At 42.8% G+C, this 16,007-nt stretch carries 14 protein-coding genes; 5 read left to right on the top strand and 9 right to left on the bottom strand.

Going from position 1 to position 16,007, the window contains the following annotated elements; all coding sequences use genetic code 11:
• Window positions 1–15: 15 nt before the first annotated feature.
• The 5 genes from VXQ92_RS08925 (at window position 16) to htpG (ending at window position 5,907) form a co-directional block, all read left to right on the top strand.
• Window positions 16–897: an alpha/beta fold hydrolase gene (locus tag VXQ92_RS08925; RefSeq protein ID WP_416681151.1), complete on the top strand. Its 882-nt coding sequence runs from the start codon at window positions 16–18 to the stop codon at window positions 895–897.
• A 101-nt stretch (window positions 898–998) separates the two neighbouring features.
• Window positions 999–2,363, top strand: a complete 1,365-nt coding sequence (locus VXQ92_RS08920) for a Na+/H+ antiporter family protein (protein ID WP_416681150.1) — start codon at window positions 999–1,001, stop codon at window positions 2,361–2,363.
• Between the two features lie 330 nt (window positions 2,364–2,693).
• On the top strand, window positions 2,694–3,299 hold the full coding sequence (locus VXQ92_RS08915) for an OmpW/AlkL family protein (RefSeq protein WP_064102179.1): 606 nt from the start codon (window positions 2,694–2,696) through the stop codon (window positions 3,297–3,299).
• Between the two features lie 192 nt (window positions 3,300–3,491).
• Window positions 3,492–3,836 (top strand): lysozyme inhibitor LprI family protein, encoded by a 345-nt coding sequence (locus VXQ92_RS08910; RefSeq protein ID WP_144724228.1) that lies wholly within the window; start codon window positions 3,492–3,494, stop codon window positions 3,834–3,836.
• Between the two features lie 151 nt (window positions 3,837–3,987).
• Window positions 3,988–5,907 carry a molecular chaperone HtpG gene (gene htpG, locus VXQ92_RS08905; protein WP_416681149.1) on the top strand — a complete coding sequence of 640 codons (1,920 nt, stop codon included), beginning with the start codon at window positions 3,988–3,990 and terminating at the stop codon, window positions 5,905–5,907.
• A gap of 541 nt (window positions 5,908–6,448) precedes the next feature.
• On the opposite strand, the gene VXQ92_RS08900 is transcribed toward htpG, so the two are convergent.
• The 9 genes from VXQ92_RS08900 to ompR all read right to left on the bottom strand — a co-directional run bounded on the left by VXQ92_RS08900 (window position 6,449) and on the right by ompR (window position 15,977).
• Window positions 6,449–7,558: a hypothetical protein gene (locus VXQ92_RS08900; RefSeq protein ID WP_416681148.1), complete on the bottom strand. Its 1,110-nt coding sequence runs from the start codon at window positions 7,556–7,558 to the stop codon at window positions 6,449–6,451.
• 92 nt (window positions 7,559–7,650) lie between these two features.
• Window positions 7,651–9,042 carry a hypothetical protein gene (locus VXQ92_RS08895; protein WP_416681147.1) on the bottom strand — a complete coding sequence of 464 codons (1,392 nt, stop codon included), beginning with the start codon at window positions 9,040–9,042 and terminating at the stop codon, window positions 7,651–7,653.
• Between the two features lie 10 nt (window positions 9,043–9,052).
• Window positions 9,053–9,232: a hypothetical protein gene (locus tag VXQ92_RS08890; protein WP_416681146.1), complete on the bottom strand. Its 180-nt coding sequence runs from the start codon at window positions 9,230–9,232 to the stop codon at window positions 9,053–9,055.
• A gap of 248 nt (window positions 9,233–9,480) precedes the next feature.
• The gene (locus VXQ92_RS08885) at window positions 9,481–9,744 is read right to left on the bottom strand and encodes a hypothetical protein (protein ID WP_064094959.1); all 264 of its coding nucleotides are present in this window, start codon (window positions 9,742–9,744) and stop codon (window positions 9,481–9,483) included.
• 599 nt (window positions 9,745–10,343) lie between these two features.
• A complete protein-coding gene (locus VXQ92_RS08880; RefSeq protein WP_064094958.1) occupies window positions 10,344–11,039 on the bottom strand; it encodes a DsbA family oxidoreductase in 696 nt (231 codons plus the stop codon).
• A 199-nt stretch (window positions 11,040–11,238) separates the two neighbouring features.
• Complete coding sequence (locus VXQ92_RS08875; protein WP_191730316.1) at window positions 11,239–11,658, bottom strand: GNAT family acetyltransferase; 420 nt, start codon at window positions 11,656–11,658, stop codon at window positions 11,239–11,241.
• A gap of 125 nt (window positions 11,659–11,783) precedes the next feature.
• On the bottom strand, window positions 11,784–13,301 hold the full coding sequence (locus VXQ92_RS08870; RefSeq protein WP_416681145.1) for an acetyl-CoA hydrolase/transferase family protein: 1,518 nt from the start codon (window positions 13,299–13,301) through the stop codon (window positions 11,784–11,786).
• A gap of 205 nt (window positions 13,302–13,506) precedes the next feature.
• Window positions 13,507–14,967: an ATP-binding protein gene (locus tag VXQ92_RS08865; RefSeq protein WP_064094956.1), complete on the bottom strand. Its 1,461-nt coding sequence runs from the start codon at window positions 14,965–14,967 to the stop codon at window positions 13,507–13,509.
• 245 nt (window positions 14,968–15,212) lie between these two features.
• Window positions 15,213–15,977, bottom strand: coding sequence for a two-component system response regulator OmpR (ompR, locus tag VXQ92_RS08860; RefSeq protein ID WP_064094955.1), 765 nt, complete (start codon window positions 15,975–15,977; stop codon window positions 15,213–15,215).
• Window positions 15,978–16,007: the final 30 nt, after the last annotated feature.

Genomic DNA, 16,007 nt, shown 5'->3' with positions numbered 1-16,007 from the left:
GAACAGGATTAAAAGATGGAAATGCAAACACAATGGGTCGATACCACGGATCAGCAGCGGCTCTGTGTCAGAACTTATGGACAGCCCACACAGCCGGCATTGGTGCTGGTTCATGGCTATCCCGATCATCAGATGGTTTGGGAGCCAGTCATTCATTATTTAACTCAGAACTACTTTATTGTGACCTATGATGTACGTGGTGCAGGTGAGTCCAGTATTCCTAAAAAAATCTCGGATTACCGTCTGGCACGTTTAAGTCAGGATCTGGAAGAAGTAGTGAATAAGGTATTGCCGAATCGAGCTTTTCATCTGGCTGCACATGACTGGGGCTCTATTCAGTCTTGGGAATCTGTCACAGATTTTAGATTCAAAGGCCGAATTTTGTCTTATAGCACGCTGTCCGGCCCCTGTCTGGATCATGCAGCTTTCTGGATGCGCGAACAGTTCCAGCAAAACAGAACAAAATTCTTAAAGCAGATGAGAAAGTCCTGGTATATCGGGGTGTTTCAGCTGCCCTGGGTGGCACCTTTGGCCTGGAATTTTTTTAACCCGCAGCGTTGGGCCAAGATCGTTGAGCAACTGGAAAAACGCGATGATCTGCCCCTTAATCCCTATATTGTCAAAGATGGAAAATATGGGGTGAATCTGTATCGGGCCAACTTTTTGCCATGTTTAGCTCAACCACGGCAGCGCTTTGCAATCTGTCCTGTACAAGCGATTGTGTTGCAAAATGATAAGTTTGTCGGCCCTGATCTGATCGATGAAGTGTCTAAATGGGTGGATGATTTTTCGAGAGTAGAATTGGCTGCCAATCACTGGGCGATTCTGAGTCAGCCAGAGCAAGTTGCTCAATTAATTGATCATTTTATTCAGAAGAAGTCTGCGGTCATCGATTGAGAAGCCGCTTTGTGAAGCATGACCCGGCGAGGAGAAAGTGGCGGAATTTTTATCCGTATTTTCTGATAAAATAGCGGCTTTCTCTCTATCTCCGATTCATTATGTTCGCAATTCTTGCTGCTATTGGAGTCATGTTTGGACTCTCATTGGCACGTGTACCCGTGGTTTTTGCCCTGGTCATTGGTGCTGTTACAGGTGGTTTATTGGCAGGTCTTGGTCTGCAGGGTACCTTAGACGCATTTAACAATGGTTTGGGTGGTGGGGCCAAAATTGCCTTGGCTTACGGTATTCTAGGTGCATTTGCTTTGGCCTTGGCACGTTCGGGTTTACCGGATTTACTGGCCTATAAAATGATTAGCACCTTAAAGGGTGAGGCGGATTTTAAAGCACAGAACCGGATGAAATATCTGATCTTTTTCACCGTCGCTATTGCTGCAGTGTTCTCACAGAATGTCATTCCTGTGCATATTGCTTTCATTCCGGTACTGATTCCACCGCTATTGATTGTATTTAACCATTTACAGCTGGATCGCCGTCTGGTGGCCTGTCTGCTGACCTTTGGCTTGGTTGCGACCTATATGCTGATTCCAGTAGGTTTTGGGGCGATCTTCCTGAATGATATTCTGGGTTATAACATCAATACTTTTGGTAAGCCTTATGGGCTTGAAATCAGCTATGACCAGATTCCATCTGCCATGGCGATCCCGGTATTTGGAATGTTCGTTGGCTTATTGGTGGCTATATTTATCAGCTATCGTAAACCGCGTCAGTACAAAGACATTCAGATTGAAAAGCCGCAAAGTATTTCATCTGAACTCGGGGTAAAGCCACAGCTTAAACCTGAAATTTCGAAATTCACTATCTGGATGGCCGGTCTGGCTGTTATTTTAACCCTGGTAGTGCAACTGTACTCAGATTCAATGATTCTAGCAGGTCTGGTCGGTGTGGCGATTCTCAGCTGTGCCGGTATTTTCAAGTGGAAAGAAGCGGATGATGTGATCATTACCGGTATGCGCATGATGGCGCTGGTCGGTTTTATCATGATTGCAGCACAAGGTTTTGCAGCCGTGATTGAAGCCACCAATCAGGTGCCTGCGCTGGTCGAGGCATCGGTCCACTGGATTGGTAATAGTCAGGCACTGGCCGCATTTTTGATGCTGCTGATCGGTCTGCTGATTACCTTAGGTATTGGTTCGTCTTTCTCAACCATTCCGATTCTAGCGATTATCTATGTGCCGCTTTGTATCCAGTTCGGTTTTAGTCCTGCAGCGACTATTGCGATTATCGGGACTGCAGCAGCTTTGGGTGATGCCGGTTCCCCAGCATCGGATTCAACTTTAGGTCCGACTTCGGGTTTAAACATGGATGGTCAACATGACCATATGAAAGACAGCGTAGTCCCTACCTTTATTCATTTTAATATTCCGCTGATCATTTTTGGCTGGATTGCAGCTATGGTCCTCTAAGGAAATTTTAATCTGCCCTGATATAGATCAGGGCAGATTCATCTGGATTTAAAATAAATTATAAGATGTATTTAAAATATTTTTATTAAAGATTAAATTAATATAAACCTGATTGTTTTACTCTGAATAAAGCCTATTAATCTGATTAATTCACTTGGTATTTAAAACCAACCTTTCCAGTCAATTTAAAATAAATTTAAAGTTAAAACAATATCTTAAATAATAATTGAAAATTAGTTTTATAATCTGTATTGCATATTATTTTCTATCGTGTTTATTATTAATCAGGGTTTATTTTTTAATAATTATTCTTCCAGTGGGGTGTTTAAAATGTTAAAGCAAATTACTTTAATTGCATTAATGGGTCTTTCTGCATCTGCGATGGCAGGTCCGTGGCAAGTTAAAGTGGGTGCGAGTTCTTTGGCACCAACAAGCGATACTGAAATTGCACCAGGTTTAGTCGTAGAAGCCGATCAGGAATATGGTTTTACTCCTTCTGTTGAATATTTCTTCAATGACAATATTTCGGCAGAATTATTATTGGCTGCCCCGTTTAACCATGATATTTCTGCTCAGGGTTTAGGAAAAATTGCCAAGATTAAGCATCTTCCGCCAACCATTACCGCAAAATATCACTTTAAAAACTCTACACGTTTTACGCCATACGTAGGTTTAGGTGGAACAGCCTTTATTGCTTGGGATGAAGAAGGTGCAGCAAAAGACGTCAAAGAAGAATTTGGTATTGCTGGACAAGTCGGTTTTAACTATCAACCGGCAGATGCTAAAAACTGGGGTGTGTTTGTAGATGTGCGTTATGCGGATTTGAGCCCTGAAGTGACTTTAGATGATGCAACAGCTGCAGCAGTTGGAAAATCTAAATTTAATTTAGATATTGATCCGGTTGTTTATACATTGGGTTATAGCTACAAATTCTAAAAAGTTTAAGCTTCCACATTCCTGGATTGATTTTCCAATAGCCTCATCTTGTATGAGGCTTTTTTTTTCAAAATAACAACGATTTATAACGTGTTGAAATTGAGCAGATCGGCAATGTTCAACTATATTAAAACGAATAAAGTAAACATTAATTGAATACGACTTAATAATTGAATAATAAGGAAGATCAGCATGAAGTTTTTAATCCAAGGTATTGTGATCTTCTCCAGTCTGCTGGCAGCGTCTGCCTATGCAGCAAGCTTTGACTGTCAGAAAGCTGTAACTGGTACAGAAAAAACGATTTGTGAGCATCGACTGCTCAATGATGCCGATGTCAAGATGAGCACCAGCTACCATATTTTACGCCGTATGGTACCGATGGGAACGCGCTCGGTGATTCAGCGCGATCAGGTCAAATGGCTGCAGTTTCGCGACCGTTGCCAGGAATCGGTGTCTTGTCTGAGTCAGGTCTATAACATGCGTCAGCAGCAGCTGGACCTGCAGTTTGAGCGTATCTATAAAATGGGACCTTATTAAGATTCATTGATTCAATCTATTAATCTGATAAAGATAAAAAATCTAAATTTTTTTGAGAAAAAATCCACTTCAGACTATTGAAAATTATTGAACTCACTCCATTCATATAGGCAGCAGTTAATATCTGTATTTACAATAATAGGAGTGATTCATGAGCGATTTAAACGTACAAAAACACAGTTTCCAGGCCGAGGTAGCACAGTTACTGCACCTCGTGACCCATTCGCTTTACTCAAATCCTGAAATTTTCCTGCGCGAACTGATTTCCAATGCTTCAGATGCATGTGACAAATTGCGTTTTGAAGGCATTAATCATCCTGAATATTATGAAAATGATCCAGACCTACATGTTCGTATCAATCTTGATCCAGAAAATAAAACTATTACCATTTCAGATAACGGGATCGGCCTGAGCCAGCAAGAAGCGATTGATAATTTGGGGACTATTGCAAAGTCTGGTACCAAAGATTTTATGTCTAAACTGACTGGAGATCAGAAAGCCGATGCCCAGCTGATTGGCCAGTTTGGGGTAGGATTCTATTCAGGTTTTATCGTGGCAGACAAGATTACGGTAGAATCGCGTCGTGCCGGTACAGATGCCTCAGAAGGTGTGCGCTGGATCAGCGAGGGCACGGGTGAGTTCGAAGTTGAACAGATTACAAAAGAAAGCCGGGGTACCGATATTATCCTGCACCTGCGTGAAGATGCCCTGGATTATCTGCAAAGTTATAAAGTAAAGCAGATCATCAACAAGTACTCGGATCACATCAGCCTGCCAATCCAGATGCAAAAAGAAGTCTGGCAGGAAGATGAAGCTGCTGAAGGTGAAACACCGAAAGGCGGTCACTATGTGAAGACTGATGAATGGGAAGCCATTAACTCGGCCAGCGCGCTTTGGACCCGTAACAAGTCTGAAATTAGCGAAGAGCAGTATATCGAGTTCTATAAAAACCTGACGCATGATTTTGCTGCACCTTTGGCCTGGGCGCACAATCGTGTCGAAGGCAGCACGGAATACACCCAGCTACTTTATATTCCAAGCAAGGCACCACAGGATATTTTTACCCGTGAAGCCAAAGCCGGCATCAAGCTGTATGTCAAGCGCGTCTTCATTATGGATGATGCGGATAACCTGATTCCAAACTATCTGCGCTTTGTACAGGGTGTAGTGGACAGTGCTGATCTTCCGCTTAATGTCAGCCGTGAGCTGTTGCAGGAAAGCCGCGATGTGAAAACCATCCGTGAAGGCAATACCCGCCGTATTCTGACCACTTTAGATAGCCTGGCAAAATCTGAAGATGAAAAAGATCAGGAAAAATTCAAGACTTTCTACCATGAATTTGGTGCGGTACTGAAAGAAGGTCTGGGTGAGGACTTTACGAACCGTGAACGTATCTTAAAGCTGTTGCGCTATGCTACCTCGACCAACGACGAAGTCAGCACTTCATTGGCGGACTATAAGGCACGCATGAAAGAAGGTCAGAAGGCCATTTACTACATCACTGCAGAAAGCCTGAATGCTGCGAAGAATTCGCCACAACTGGAACTGTTCAAGAAAAAAGGCATTGAAGTACTGTTAATGTCTGAGCGTGTCGATGAATGGGCCATGAACTTCGTACATGAATTCGATGGTACGCCATTACAGAACGTGTCCAAGGGTGCAGTTGACCTCGGTGATTTGCAAGACGCCGAAGAGAAAAAAGCGCTAGAAGCTGCGGCTGAACAGTTCAAGCCAGTAGTTGAGAAACTGACTGATTCTCTTAAAGACAAAACCAAAGAAGTGCGTGTGACTACTCGTCTGGTTGATTCTCCGGCCTGTCTGGTCACAGGTGAAGGCGAGCTATCTCCGCAGTTAATCCGTATGCTGAAAGATGCAGGACAACCTGTCCCTGACATTAAGCCGATTCTTGAAATTAACCCTGAACATCCACTGGTGAAAAAACTGGAAGGTTCTGCCCAGTTTGAGGATCTGGCCAATGTGATTTTTGATCAGGCCATGATTGCAGAAGGGGGGGTGCCAGAAAATCCGGCTGAGTATGTGAAACGTATTAACAACCTGCTGTTAGGTTAATTTTCTAGGCTTCAAAAATCCCTCTTCGGAGGGATTTTTTCATAGCTTGAATTCATTCCTGAAAATTTTAATTTTCTTTGCATAATTTTAAAAAGCGATAGCTCGCATAAAGAAATACCTTTAATTCTATAATTTTTAAATGAGATAGATTATTGAATATTAATTCATAATAGCGATGATTGGGATTGGAGAGATCTCCATGAAAAAATCGCCAGTAATAAGTCTAAGTACAGTTAGGCTGATATCAATGAATACAGTAGCTTTGGCCGAGACAGTACCTAAAAAAGTGTTGCATAATGATCATATTGGCTTTCAGGCATCAGTCAAAAAAGACGTACCAAAATTACAGCGTATCCAGTGTACCGATCGTGGGAGATTTAATATGTCGCAGATGGGACTCATCCTTACAAGAAAAGCGTATAGGTGGCAGCAATTTTTTTGCTTTCATGACACATTACTCTCCTGAATAAGCATTGATTTTATCCAAACATGAAAAAGCCCATATTGTATGGGCTTTGAGGTTTTTAGGGACAGTTTAGGTTTAGAAAATGGCTTCCATACGCACTAACGCACCCAGATAATGGCTACGGTTCAGTCGGTCATCATTCAGGTAGTTCAGGTCAGCCTGTACAAAAAACCATTCGCGTAGAAACGGCTGTCTCCAGGATACATAAGGGCCCCAGCGATTCAGACGCAGATCTTTATCCTCCAGATAACCGCCTGTATAGATGCCATAATTGAAGCGGTTTTCCTGAAAAAATTGATGCTGTCTGAAGGTGTAATTGTCCCAGGTCAGATCATCTTCCTGTTCATCCGCATAAGTCAGACTCAGCTGATTGGAAAAAAAGGCCTGATTGGGCCGGGCATGGATCAGCTCAAGATTGGTTCTCAGGTAGTTTTCACTCTGCAATCCATAACGGTAAATCTGTTCCGCATGAAAGGAGAAGTCATTCTCCATGGTCCAGTCTCTACTGATTTTGGCACGTGCATAGATATCATCGCCAGAACGTACCCCGAGGTCCAGATCGGTATCGAAAGGCAGGCCATCGGCGAATTCTGACCAGCGCAAGGCAAATGAGCTGTTGTTTTCACGGGTACGGCGAATATCCAGATTTTTATCCCTGGCATTGTCAAGATTTTCATTGGTAATGGCCGCATTGGTGTCCAGTTCGTTATCCAGACTGTCATCACCAAAAACCAGACTTAATTTCTGCTCCAGAGTCGGAAGTTTAATTTTTCCTCGAATTCTGGGCTTGATCTCATAAGTTTCATATTTGTCCCAGCTATTATCCAGAATGATTCGTAAAGTCGCATTAGCTGGCTGGTCTGGATCGGTCTTGCCAAACCAGTTGTCAATTTTATGTGCGGTCCGGTCTGCCCATTCACGGATTCCTTTCTGCCTTTTATCGGCCCATGAGTTATTTTCAGTTTCTATCATGGAGGGTACAATTGCTTCATCAGACTGTTCCGGTAAGATCGTAGGCATCGCATCGATCAAGCGCGGAATCTGATCCAGTAATCCTGAATGATTTGACTCCATATTTGCCGGATTGTCAGGAGCATCTGTTACTGAATTTGCCCAAGACATGCTACTGCTCATTCCTATACCGAGAGAGAGCAGTAAGATTGGAGTAATCCTGTTTATTTGCATGAGTTATTTGTTGCTCTTGTATTCTTATATCTAGGTGTAGTTTTCTAAAAAATGGCCTTGAAAAGCAAGTTAAAGCTACAAAATAACAGCAATTATTCAATCATTTGAGCCTGAATCTCCCGATATAGATCCATCACCTGAATGGGCTGTGGCATTGATAAAATAATATTGTGAATATTCTGCCAATTTAGCTGTTTGTCACGTTGTAGCAACAAGTGCGGATAGGCCAGCTCATCTTCTGCAAGCGACATACGTGCTTCACCATGAATCACTCGAATTTTCTGATGTTCTTGTAGTAAAAGTACGGGGGTAGAAAAATCTGCAGCAGCTTCTTTAAATGAGATAAATTTCTGCTTCTGGATTAAATGCGTAAATATAAACGGGTAATAATCTGGCGATGTCCAGACGGTTTCGGCCTGTTGCAAGTAAGCTCTTGAAAAGAGCTCCACTTGCAGGAAACGGGTAGCTAAAGCAGACCACGCCAGTGATTTAATTGCAGCAGCCTGACGCTGATGCTGGGCCAGCCAGTGCTGGATGCAATAGTGTGCCTGCAACTGACTTGGTACGCCTAAAAGCATCAGATATTTGACAAACTGGCCTTGCAGATTCAATTGCTCAACCACAAAGACCTGACGTGCCTGCCAGTTGTCTTCTGCGGCATAATACAGGGCAATATCAAGGTGGACTGGATGTTGGTCATCGGGTGCCAGTTCTAAAGCACAGAGCCGTTGTATATTGGCTTCTTCTAAGCCCAAAGAGCGGACCTGGGCGATCACGCTGCCTAGCTGGATTTCTGCAGGAAACTGAAGGAGTTCCGTGGTTAGGACTGGTTCTTGATGACTTATTGTTTCTGTTTCTGGATGAGGGTTAAGATCCTCAAGTATAGTTTTAGCTGGTTCATTAGGGTAACTTGATTCCGGCACCTGGATTATTGCTCTTGGCTGACCACGATGGTATTTGCTTTTTTCTTCCACTTTTAAGCTGCTTTCAGCCTCATTCAGGGATAGAGCCGGTACCGTCAATAATGGTGGATCTTCTTTCAGACAAGCAGACTGCTGCTGTTGTTGCAACAGCCAGATATAACATTGTTGCAGTCCCGCCCATGGACTGTGCAGGGCAGGAGAGTGGGGAGCCGGAATCAGCCAGAGCTGCCAGCCATGTTCAGGACGATGTAAAAGTGCCCAACCTGAATCCGGGTAGGCATACAGGGCTTTTTCCAGCACTAGGCTTTCGATGAAATAACCACGGAAGCTGAGATGATAGGCGGTATTTTCAGAAAACTGGTAGGCGACAAGCTCAGGTTGGGTGCGGGCTTTAAAAGCTAGAATCTGGGTTCTGAAAATAGGCTCATCACATCGATCAAAAATATCGCGTATTCTTTTTTTTGAGCGTGCAATTTCATACAAAGGCAGGGCTTTATACTCAAGTTGTCGTGTTAGTTGCTGTAATTCTTTAATTAATTGTGCTTTTTCTAAAGCATTCATTTTTAGATCTCTAGAGATGTTGCAATGCCTGATCCAGTGTGTGGGCGAGTATCATGTTGACTGCCAGTTCGACCAGCTTATATTCAGCAGAATTTAGATTTGTATGGCGTTCCACCATTTCAATTAAAAAATCAACAGAAATCGCCTGAGGTGGAATTTTGCCCTGTAGCAATGCTTGAAGTTCATGCATAGCAGAATTTCTTGATATCAGTATATTTATGCTGCAATTATAAGCAGGGATCACATAAAATAGTGATTTATTTTGAATATTTTATAAACAAAATTTTTAATAAAAAGTGATAAAAATCAATAGAAAAAAATCAGAATGAGAAATAGTCGAAATTTTTAGCTTGATCGGTTTTTAATCTGGATATGATTCACCTGATATTAAAACAGGCTGAATCAATCAGCCTGTTTTAATACAAATAGCTTCTGCTTTTAAGCTGTATATTTGGCGCCTATATTCGCAGAATCTGAATTTACTGTTTCAGCAGGCGCTTTGGTCGCCGGAAAATCTGGCAGATAAACGACTTGTGCTGTTTGTAGGGATGCCTGAACAGGAGTGGAATCTGAATTCACTGGTTCAGCAGGCGCTTTAGTCACCGGAAAATCTGGTAGATAAACCACTTGAGTCATTTGCGCTGATGCTTGAACAGAAAAAGCCATAATGATTGCTGCGAAAGCAAATTTAAGAGCATTCATAAGATGACCTCTAATATCAGAGCGTTCAATAACTTGAACATGGGAGAGTATTTAAACTTACTGCGAGTAAAATAATAGCAAATTAGCCTGAATAGAAAATGATAGTTTCGGCAAATTTAAGCAGTAAATTTTAGATTAATTACTCTATAAAACAATGAATTAGTGGATTTAAGTTATTCAATTTTTTATGATTTTACAGGGTATTATGCTTTATTTTTATAGTCAAAATCTGGTTGAGTACTAAAAAAGCAGCTAGCTGTTTTTTTTAATATCACAACTTAAAGCTGATTTTCGAGATTCTACAATTTTTTAGGAATGGACTAAGCGGGACTTTTATTTATTTTCAGCCTGAGCGTTTTATGGGGTTTATAGAGCAATCCTAAAAGCTATGGCAATCAATTCATTGAGTAATCAAGACTTTTAGGCGGCAATTGAAAATATTCAGTTAACCTGAGTTGAGGTAGAGAAAATGGTGTTTAATGACAATAAAATTACGGATTACTCTGTCAATCTAAAGATGAATTCTTTGATGGAATAAATTTATAAAAAGCATAAAAAATCCCCATCTTGGATGAGGATTTCTCTAGTTGAATTGATCTTTATTCAGGCTTCACCGGAACATCACAGGTTTCTGTAGTGCATTGATTGGCAGATGATTGTTGCTGCGGCTGCTCTAATGCTTTTTCAAGAACTTGCAGGAAAACTTCCTTAGGTTGGGCACCCGCCAAAGCAATGCGCTGATCAAAGACAAAGAAAGGGACGCCTGTGACCTTAAGCTGGTCATGGGCCACTTCCTGATCAAATTTAACAAAGTCAGCAAATTCATCCGAATCAAGAAGATCATCAACTTCAACCGGATTCAGGCCAATTCGCGCTCCAACATCTTCCAGCGTTTCACGTTCACCAATTGGCAGACCTTGAGTCATATAACTGTAGAATAACGCTTCCTCAGCTTCATTGCCCAGACCTTTGCTTTGCGCAAGGTGAATCAGGCGATGCGCATTAAAGGTATTGCCTGAATTAGCACCTTCCCAGTTAAATTCGATACCTTCTTCTTTAGCCATCGCAGCAATATTGCGCTGCATCTCTTCGACTTCAGCCACGGTGCGGCCATATTTTTGTGCTAGACGTTCAGAATTGGACACTTCCTGACGAACCGGTGCTTCAGGATCGAGCTGGAAACTGTGCCAATGTACTTCCAGTTCAATACCGGCTTGTTGTGCAGCAGCTTCTAAACGTTTTTTACCAATATAGCAGAAGGGGCAAACCACGTCAGACCAAATATCTACACGCATGATAAATCTCTATTCCATATTCTTTAGGAGTTATGGGGGCAAATCCTAAATTTTAAAGCCCAGGAATGCAAACCCTTTTTGATCTTCGGCTCATCTCTAGAGAATGTAGAATTAATCCATTTTCAAGTACACAGTGATTACTATTGCACATCAATTTTGTGATGCAAAGTAAGGGTGATTAAATAAAATTAGACAGGCTTTAATCTTGAATTAGGCGCTTACCTAAACAAATGACTTCAATTTCGTTATAGCCCAATTGTTCATAAAAGCTTTGTACATCAATATTATCTTTACGTATAAGCAGTTGAAGCTTTGGACAACCTAAAGCAATCAAACGTTTTTCTAGTTGTTGCACTAATGCTGTTGCAACACCATTACGTTGAAAATTGGGATGAACAGCCAAGTAGTTGACCCATCCGCGATGACCATCGTAGCCCCCCATGACGGTTGCAATCAGTTGGTTATCTTTGACCGCCAATAAAAACAGTTGATCGCGCTGTGCCAATTTACGAAAGATATCTATTTCAGGGTTATTCCACGGACGGGTCAATCCGCACAGTTCCCAAAGTGCAATGACATCATCTAAATCGGATTCTAAATAGGGGCGAATAATAAACATAATTATAGTTTTGCATTTATTTTGAGCAATTTAGATTAATCGATTTTTGAGCCCTTGATAAGCTATGTTGAAAAATAAAAACCATAAAAAAACGCCCCGTAGGGCGTTTTTTTGAATGCAGTTAATTATGCAGTTTTTACCGCAGCTTCAACAGCAAGCATATGACCATTTTCTTCGAAATTTGAGTGCCAAGACAGCGCTTCACGAAGAAGGTGAGGCGTATGTCCGCCTTTTGCACATGCACGGTCAAAGTAATCATTCAATGCATCACGGTACATTGGATGTGCACAGTTATCAATCACTGCACGTGCACGCTCACGTGGTGCCAGACCACGAAGATCTGCCAGACCCTGTTCAGTTACCAGGATATCTACATCGTGTTCCGCATGGTCGATATGTGAAGAGAACGGTACCACAGAAGAGATGTCGCCACCTTTTGCGATTGATTTGGTCACGAAGATCGCCAGATGTGCATTACGCGCAAAGTCGCCAGAACCACCGATACCGTTCATCATTTTGGTACCACATACGTGGGTCGAGTTCACGTTACCGTAAATATCAAACTCAAGCGCAGTATTGATACCGATAATACCTAAACGACGTACCAGTTCAGGATGGTTTGAAATTTCCTGTGGACGTAATACCAGTTTGTCTTTGTATTGTTCAAGGTTGTTAAATACTTTCTCGCCGTATTTTGCAGAAAGCGTAATAGAAGAACCTGAAGCAAACTTCATTTTACCTGCATCGATCAATTCAAACGTACAGTCTTGCAGAACTTCTGAGTACATGATCAGGTCTTCGAAGTTTGAATCTTTCAGACCGGTCAATACCGCATTTGCGATTGAACCAATCCCTGCCTGAAGAGGCCCGAGGTTTTTCGGTAAACGCTCTTCAGCCACTTCTTTTTCAAAGAAAGCGATCAAATGGTTGGCAATGCTTTGTGTCTCATCATCTGGCGCAGTTACAGTAGATGGAGAGTCATGTAATTCGCTGTTAAATACGATACCAACAATTTTAGATGGATCGATATTGATCGCATGCGTACCGATACGCTCATCAACTTGAGTCAATGGAATCGCTTGACGCGTTGGACGATACGTCGGGATGTAGATATCGTGCAAGCCTTCAAATGCCGGGCTTAGGTTGGTATTGATTTCTACAATCACTTTTTCAGCAAAAATGGCAAAGCTTGCAGAGTTACCAACAGATGTTGTTGGAATGATGCCGCCATCTTCAGTAATCGCTACAGCTTCAATGATCGCAACGTCTGGTTTTTTCAACTGCAGGTTACGCATTTGCTCAACGGTTTCAGACAAATGCTGGTCAATGAACATCACTTCGCCATTGTTGATGGCTTTACGTAAAGTGTTGTCGACCTGGAAAGGTAAGCGACGTGCCAATACGCCGGCTTCAGTCAGTTGTTTGTCTAGATCGTTTCCTAGTGATGCACCAGTAATCAACGTGATCTTTAATGGATTTGCTTTTGCCTGTTGAACTAAAGCTAGAGGAACCGCCTTCGCTTCACCAGCGCGAGTAAAGCCACTCATACCCACAGTCATGCCATCTTTGATGAATTCAGCCGCGTGTTCTGGGCTGATGACTTTGTTGTGTAGGGAGGCTAAACGGATACGATCTAAAGACATTTTAACTCTCATTAATTCTTAAACTATGATACGGATTGTACCGCTCAAAAAAAGTATTGTGCATAGGTGTTAGGCTAAGGTCTAATTTTTTAGCTAAATGTAGGTATAATAAAAAATGATGATTTTTAAATTGTTGATTTAATGAAATATAAAATGAATTGTATAGAAAAACTAAAAAGTTGTTTGTTGGATTATTGATCACTTCTTAAAAGTGATCAGTCAAGGTTTGTCGGATTTTATCGAGTGTGGTGGCAGGGGGAGGCGTCTCTGTACCAGCCTGATTTAAGGGCAATGAAATGATGGCTTCGAGTCCGCCTTCAGGACGATTATGAATACGCAACTGACCATGGTGTATATCGACAATCCGTTTGGCAATTGCCAGTCCCAAGCCGCTGCCTTGTACAGTCCGTGCAGAATTACCCCGTACAAAGGGCTGCATCAGGGCTTCAATCTGATCTTCCGGGATGCCTTCTCCATGGTCTGCAACACAAATCAACAGGTGCCCGTCTTCTACATGAGCAGACAGTTCAATCGGTTCTGAACCATAACGTTTCGAATTATTGATCAGATTACCAATCAGTCTTTTTAGCGACATGCTGCGCGCCTGAATGGTCGGGATGTCTTGTGGCGTAAAGCGGATATCCAGCGGTTTAAACTGCTTGACCAGTTCCTGGAGCAGCACATTGACATTGGTATCCTGGGGCTCTTCATCAGAACCATCACGCATATAGGAGATGAACTGATTCAGGATGGCATCCATATCTTCGACATCATAAATCAGGCCTTCTTTGAGAAAGTCTTCATCCGGCATCATTTCGGCACTCAGGCGAATCCGTGTTAGCGGCGTGCGCAAGTCATGTGAAATACCGGCCAGCATGATGCGGCGTTCGCGTTCAGTCTGGTCCAGCGTGTAAATCATCTGGTTAAAAGCATGATTGACCTGACGGATTTCCAGTGGACCATGATTGGTATCCAGATAGGGCGCCGAACCGATACGACTATAACTGTTGGCAGCATCCTGCAAACGGCGTAAAGGCCGGTTCAGCTGACGTACCAAAGTCAAAATAATGATGCCGACAATAATTGGCGTACCGAGCAGCCAGCCCAAAATCAGTTCATTGCTATAATTGGCATAGGTCTTTAAAGGTTCCTGTACCCAGTGACCATTCATTTCAGGAGTCTGGATCCAGATACGAGGACTTGGCTTGAACTGGAAATAGACCGTAGCTTCCTTAATGCGTAATTCTTTGGCCAGTTTGGTTTCGATCTGGCGGGTAAAGAATTCTGCGATCAGTTTTTCACGGACTGTAGGATATTCTGCCGGATTGGTGACATATTCAATGCCGACTCGATTTTTTAACCAGTCATCGATATCGACTTCCTGCTGTTTGTGATACAGGCGTAGATCCGGATTATTGAGAATTTCCAGTTCCATGGCCAGATAACGCGCATGTTGCTGAATTTCAGGTAGAAACAAGGTACGCCAAAAGAACCACAAAGACATAAACAGGCTGAAACAGACCACAAAAACCACCAGTACCGTGGTCCGCATGGCTGCAGAACGCGGTTTGATCTTGTCCATAAAGCGTTCCCAGCGGGTACGTTTTGTTTCCGAGTAGCTGACAAAATCGGTAAATTTTTGCGGGTCGATAGGATCGAGTTTCACGCCAGCTTCCTGTGGGCAATTTTGTTCTGAAAATCAGCAGTGATATTCTGGGTGGAGTATGACTGCAATGACATTTAATCGAAGGATTTTCTTATGGTACTTTCTTAAAAAAGTAACCAAAAAATCTTGCCATTCGCTAAACTCACATATTTCCATGCGAGCCTGTGAAGTAGTCGATGCTCAAACAGCGGCGAATGGCTTGATGGACAATAAATCGAAGTAATCTTTATCCTATAATTTTTCCTTTATTCCGCACCATCTGGAACAAAGACATAACCCACTCCCCATACGGTCTGGATATAACGTGCACGCGCCGGGTTTTCTTCAACCAGACGACGTAAACGTGACACTTGCACATCAATCGAGCGTTCCATTGCACCCCATTCACGGCCACGGGCCAGATTCATCAACTTGTCGCGGGTCAGGGGTTCACGTGGATGCTGAACCAGGGCTTTTAGTACCGCAAATTCACCGGTAGTCAAAGTCACCACTTGACCTTCACGGGTCAGGGTGCGGGTAGACAAGTCGAGCGACCAGGGACCAAAGGTGACCACTTCCATTTGCTGGCTTGGTGCACCGGGTACTTCGCGCACTTGGCGGCGCAATACTGCACGAATACGTGCCAGTAATTCATTCGGGTTAAACGGTTTAGGCAGGTAATCGTCGGCACCCGCTTCCAGACCGGCAATACGGTCAGAATCGCTACCACGAGCAGTTAGCATGATAATCGGGGTATCAATGTTGGATTGGCGTAGGCGACGGCAGATACTCAAGCCATCTTCGACAGGCAGCATAAAGTCGAGTACGATCAGAGAAAACAGTTCCCGCTGTAAAAGTCGATCCATCTGTGTGGCATCATGTGCGGTTTTAACCACAAAACCTTTGTCTTCGAGGAAGCGCTGCAATAGAGTACGCAGACGAACATCATCATCAACTACTAATATCCGTTCGACTCGGTCCGTTTCGGTATGTACGGCATCGGATTTTTCAGCAGGCACAACTAAACTCATGAGATGCTCCTTTATTCTTTATTGTCGTCA

The sequence above is a fragment of the Acinetobacter sp. 228 genome, assembly GCF_048147885.1.
Note: the sequence above shows the minus strand (reverse complement) of the source record. Positions and strands in the feature narration are given on the sequence as shown.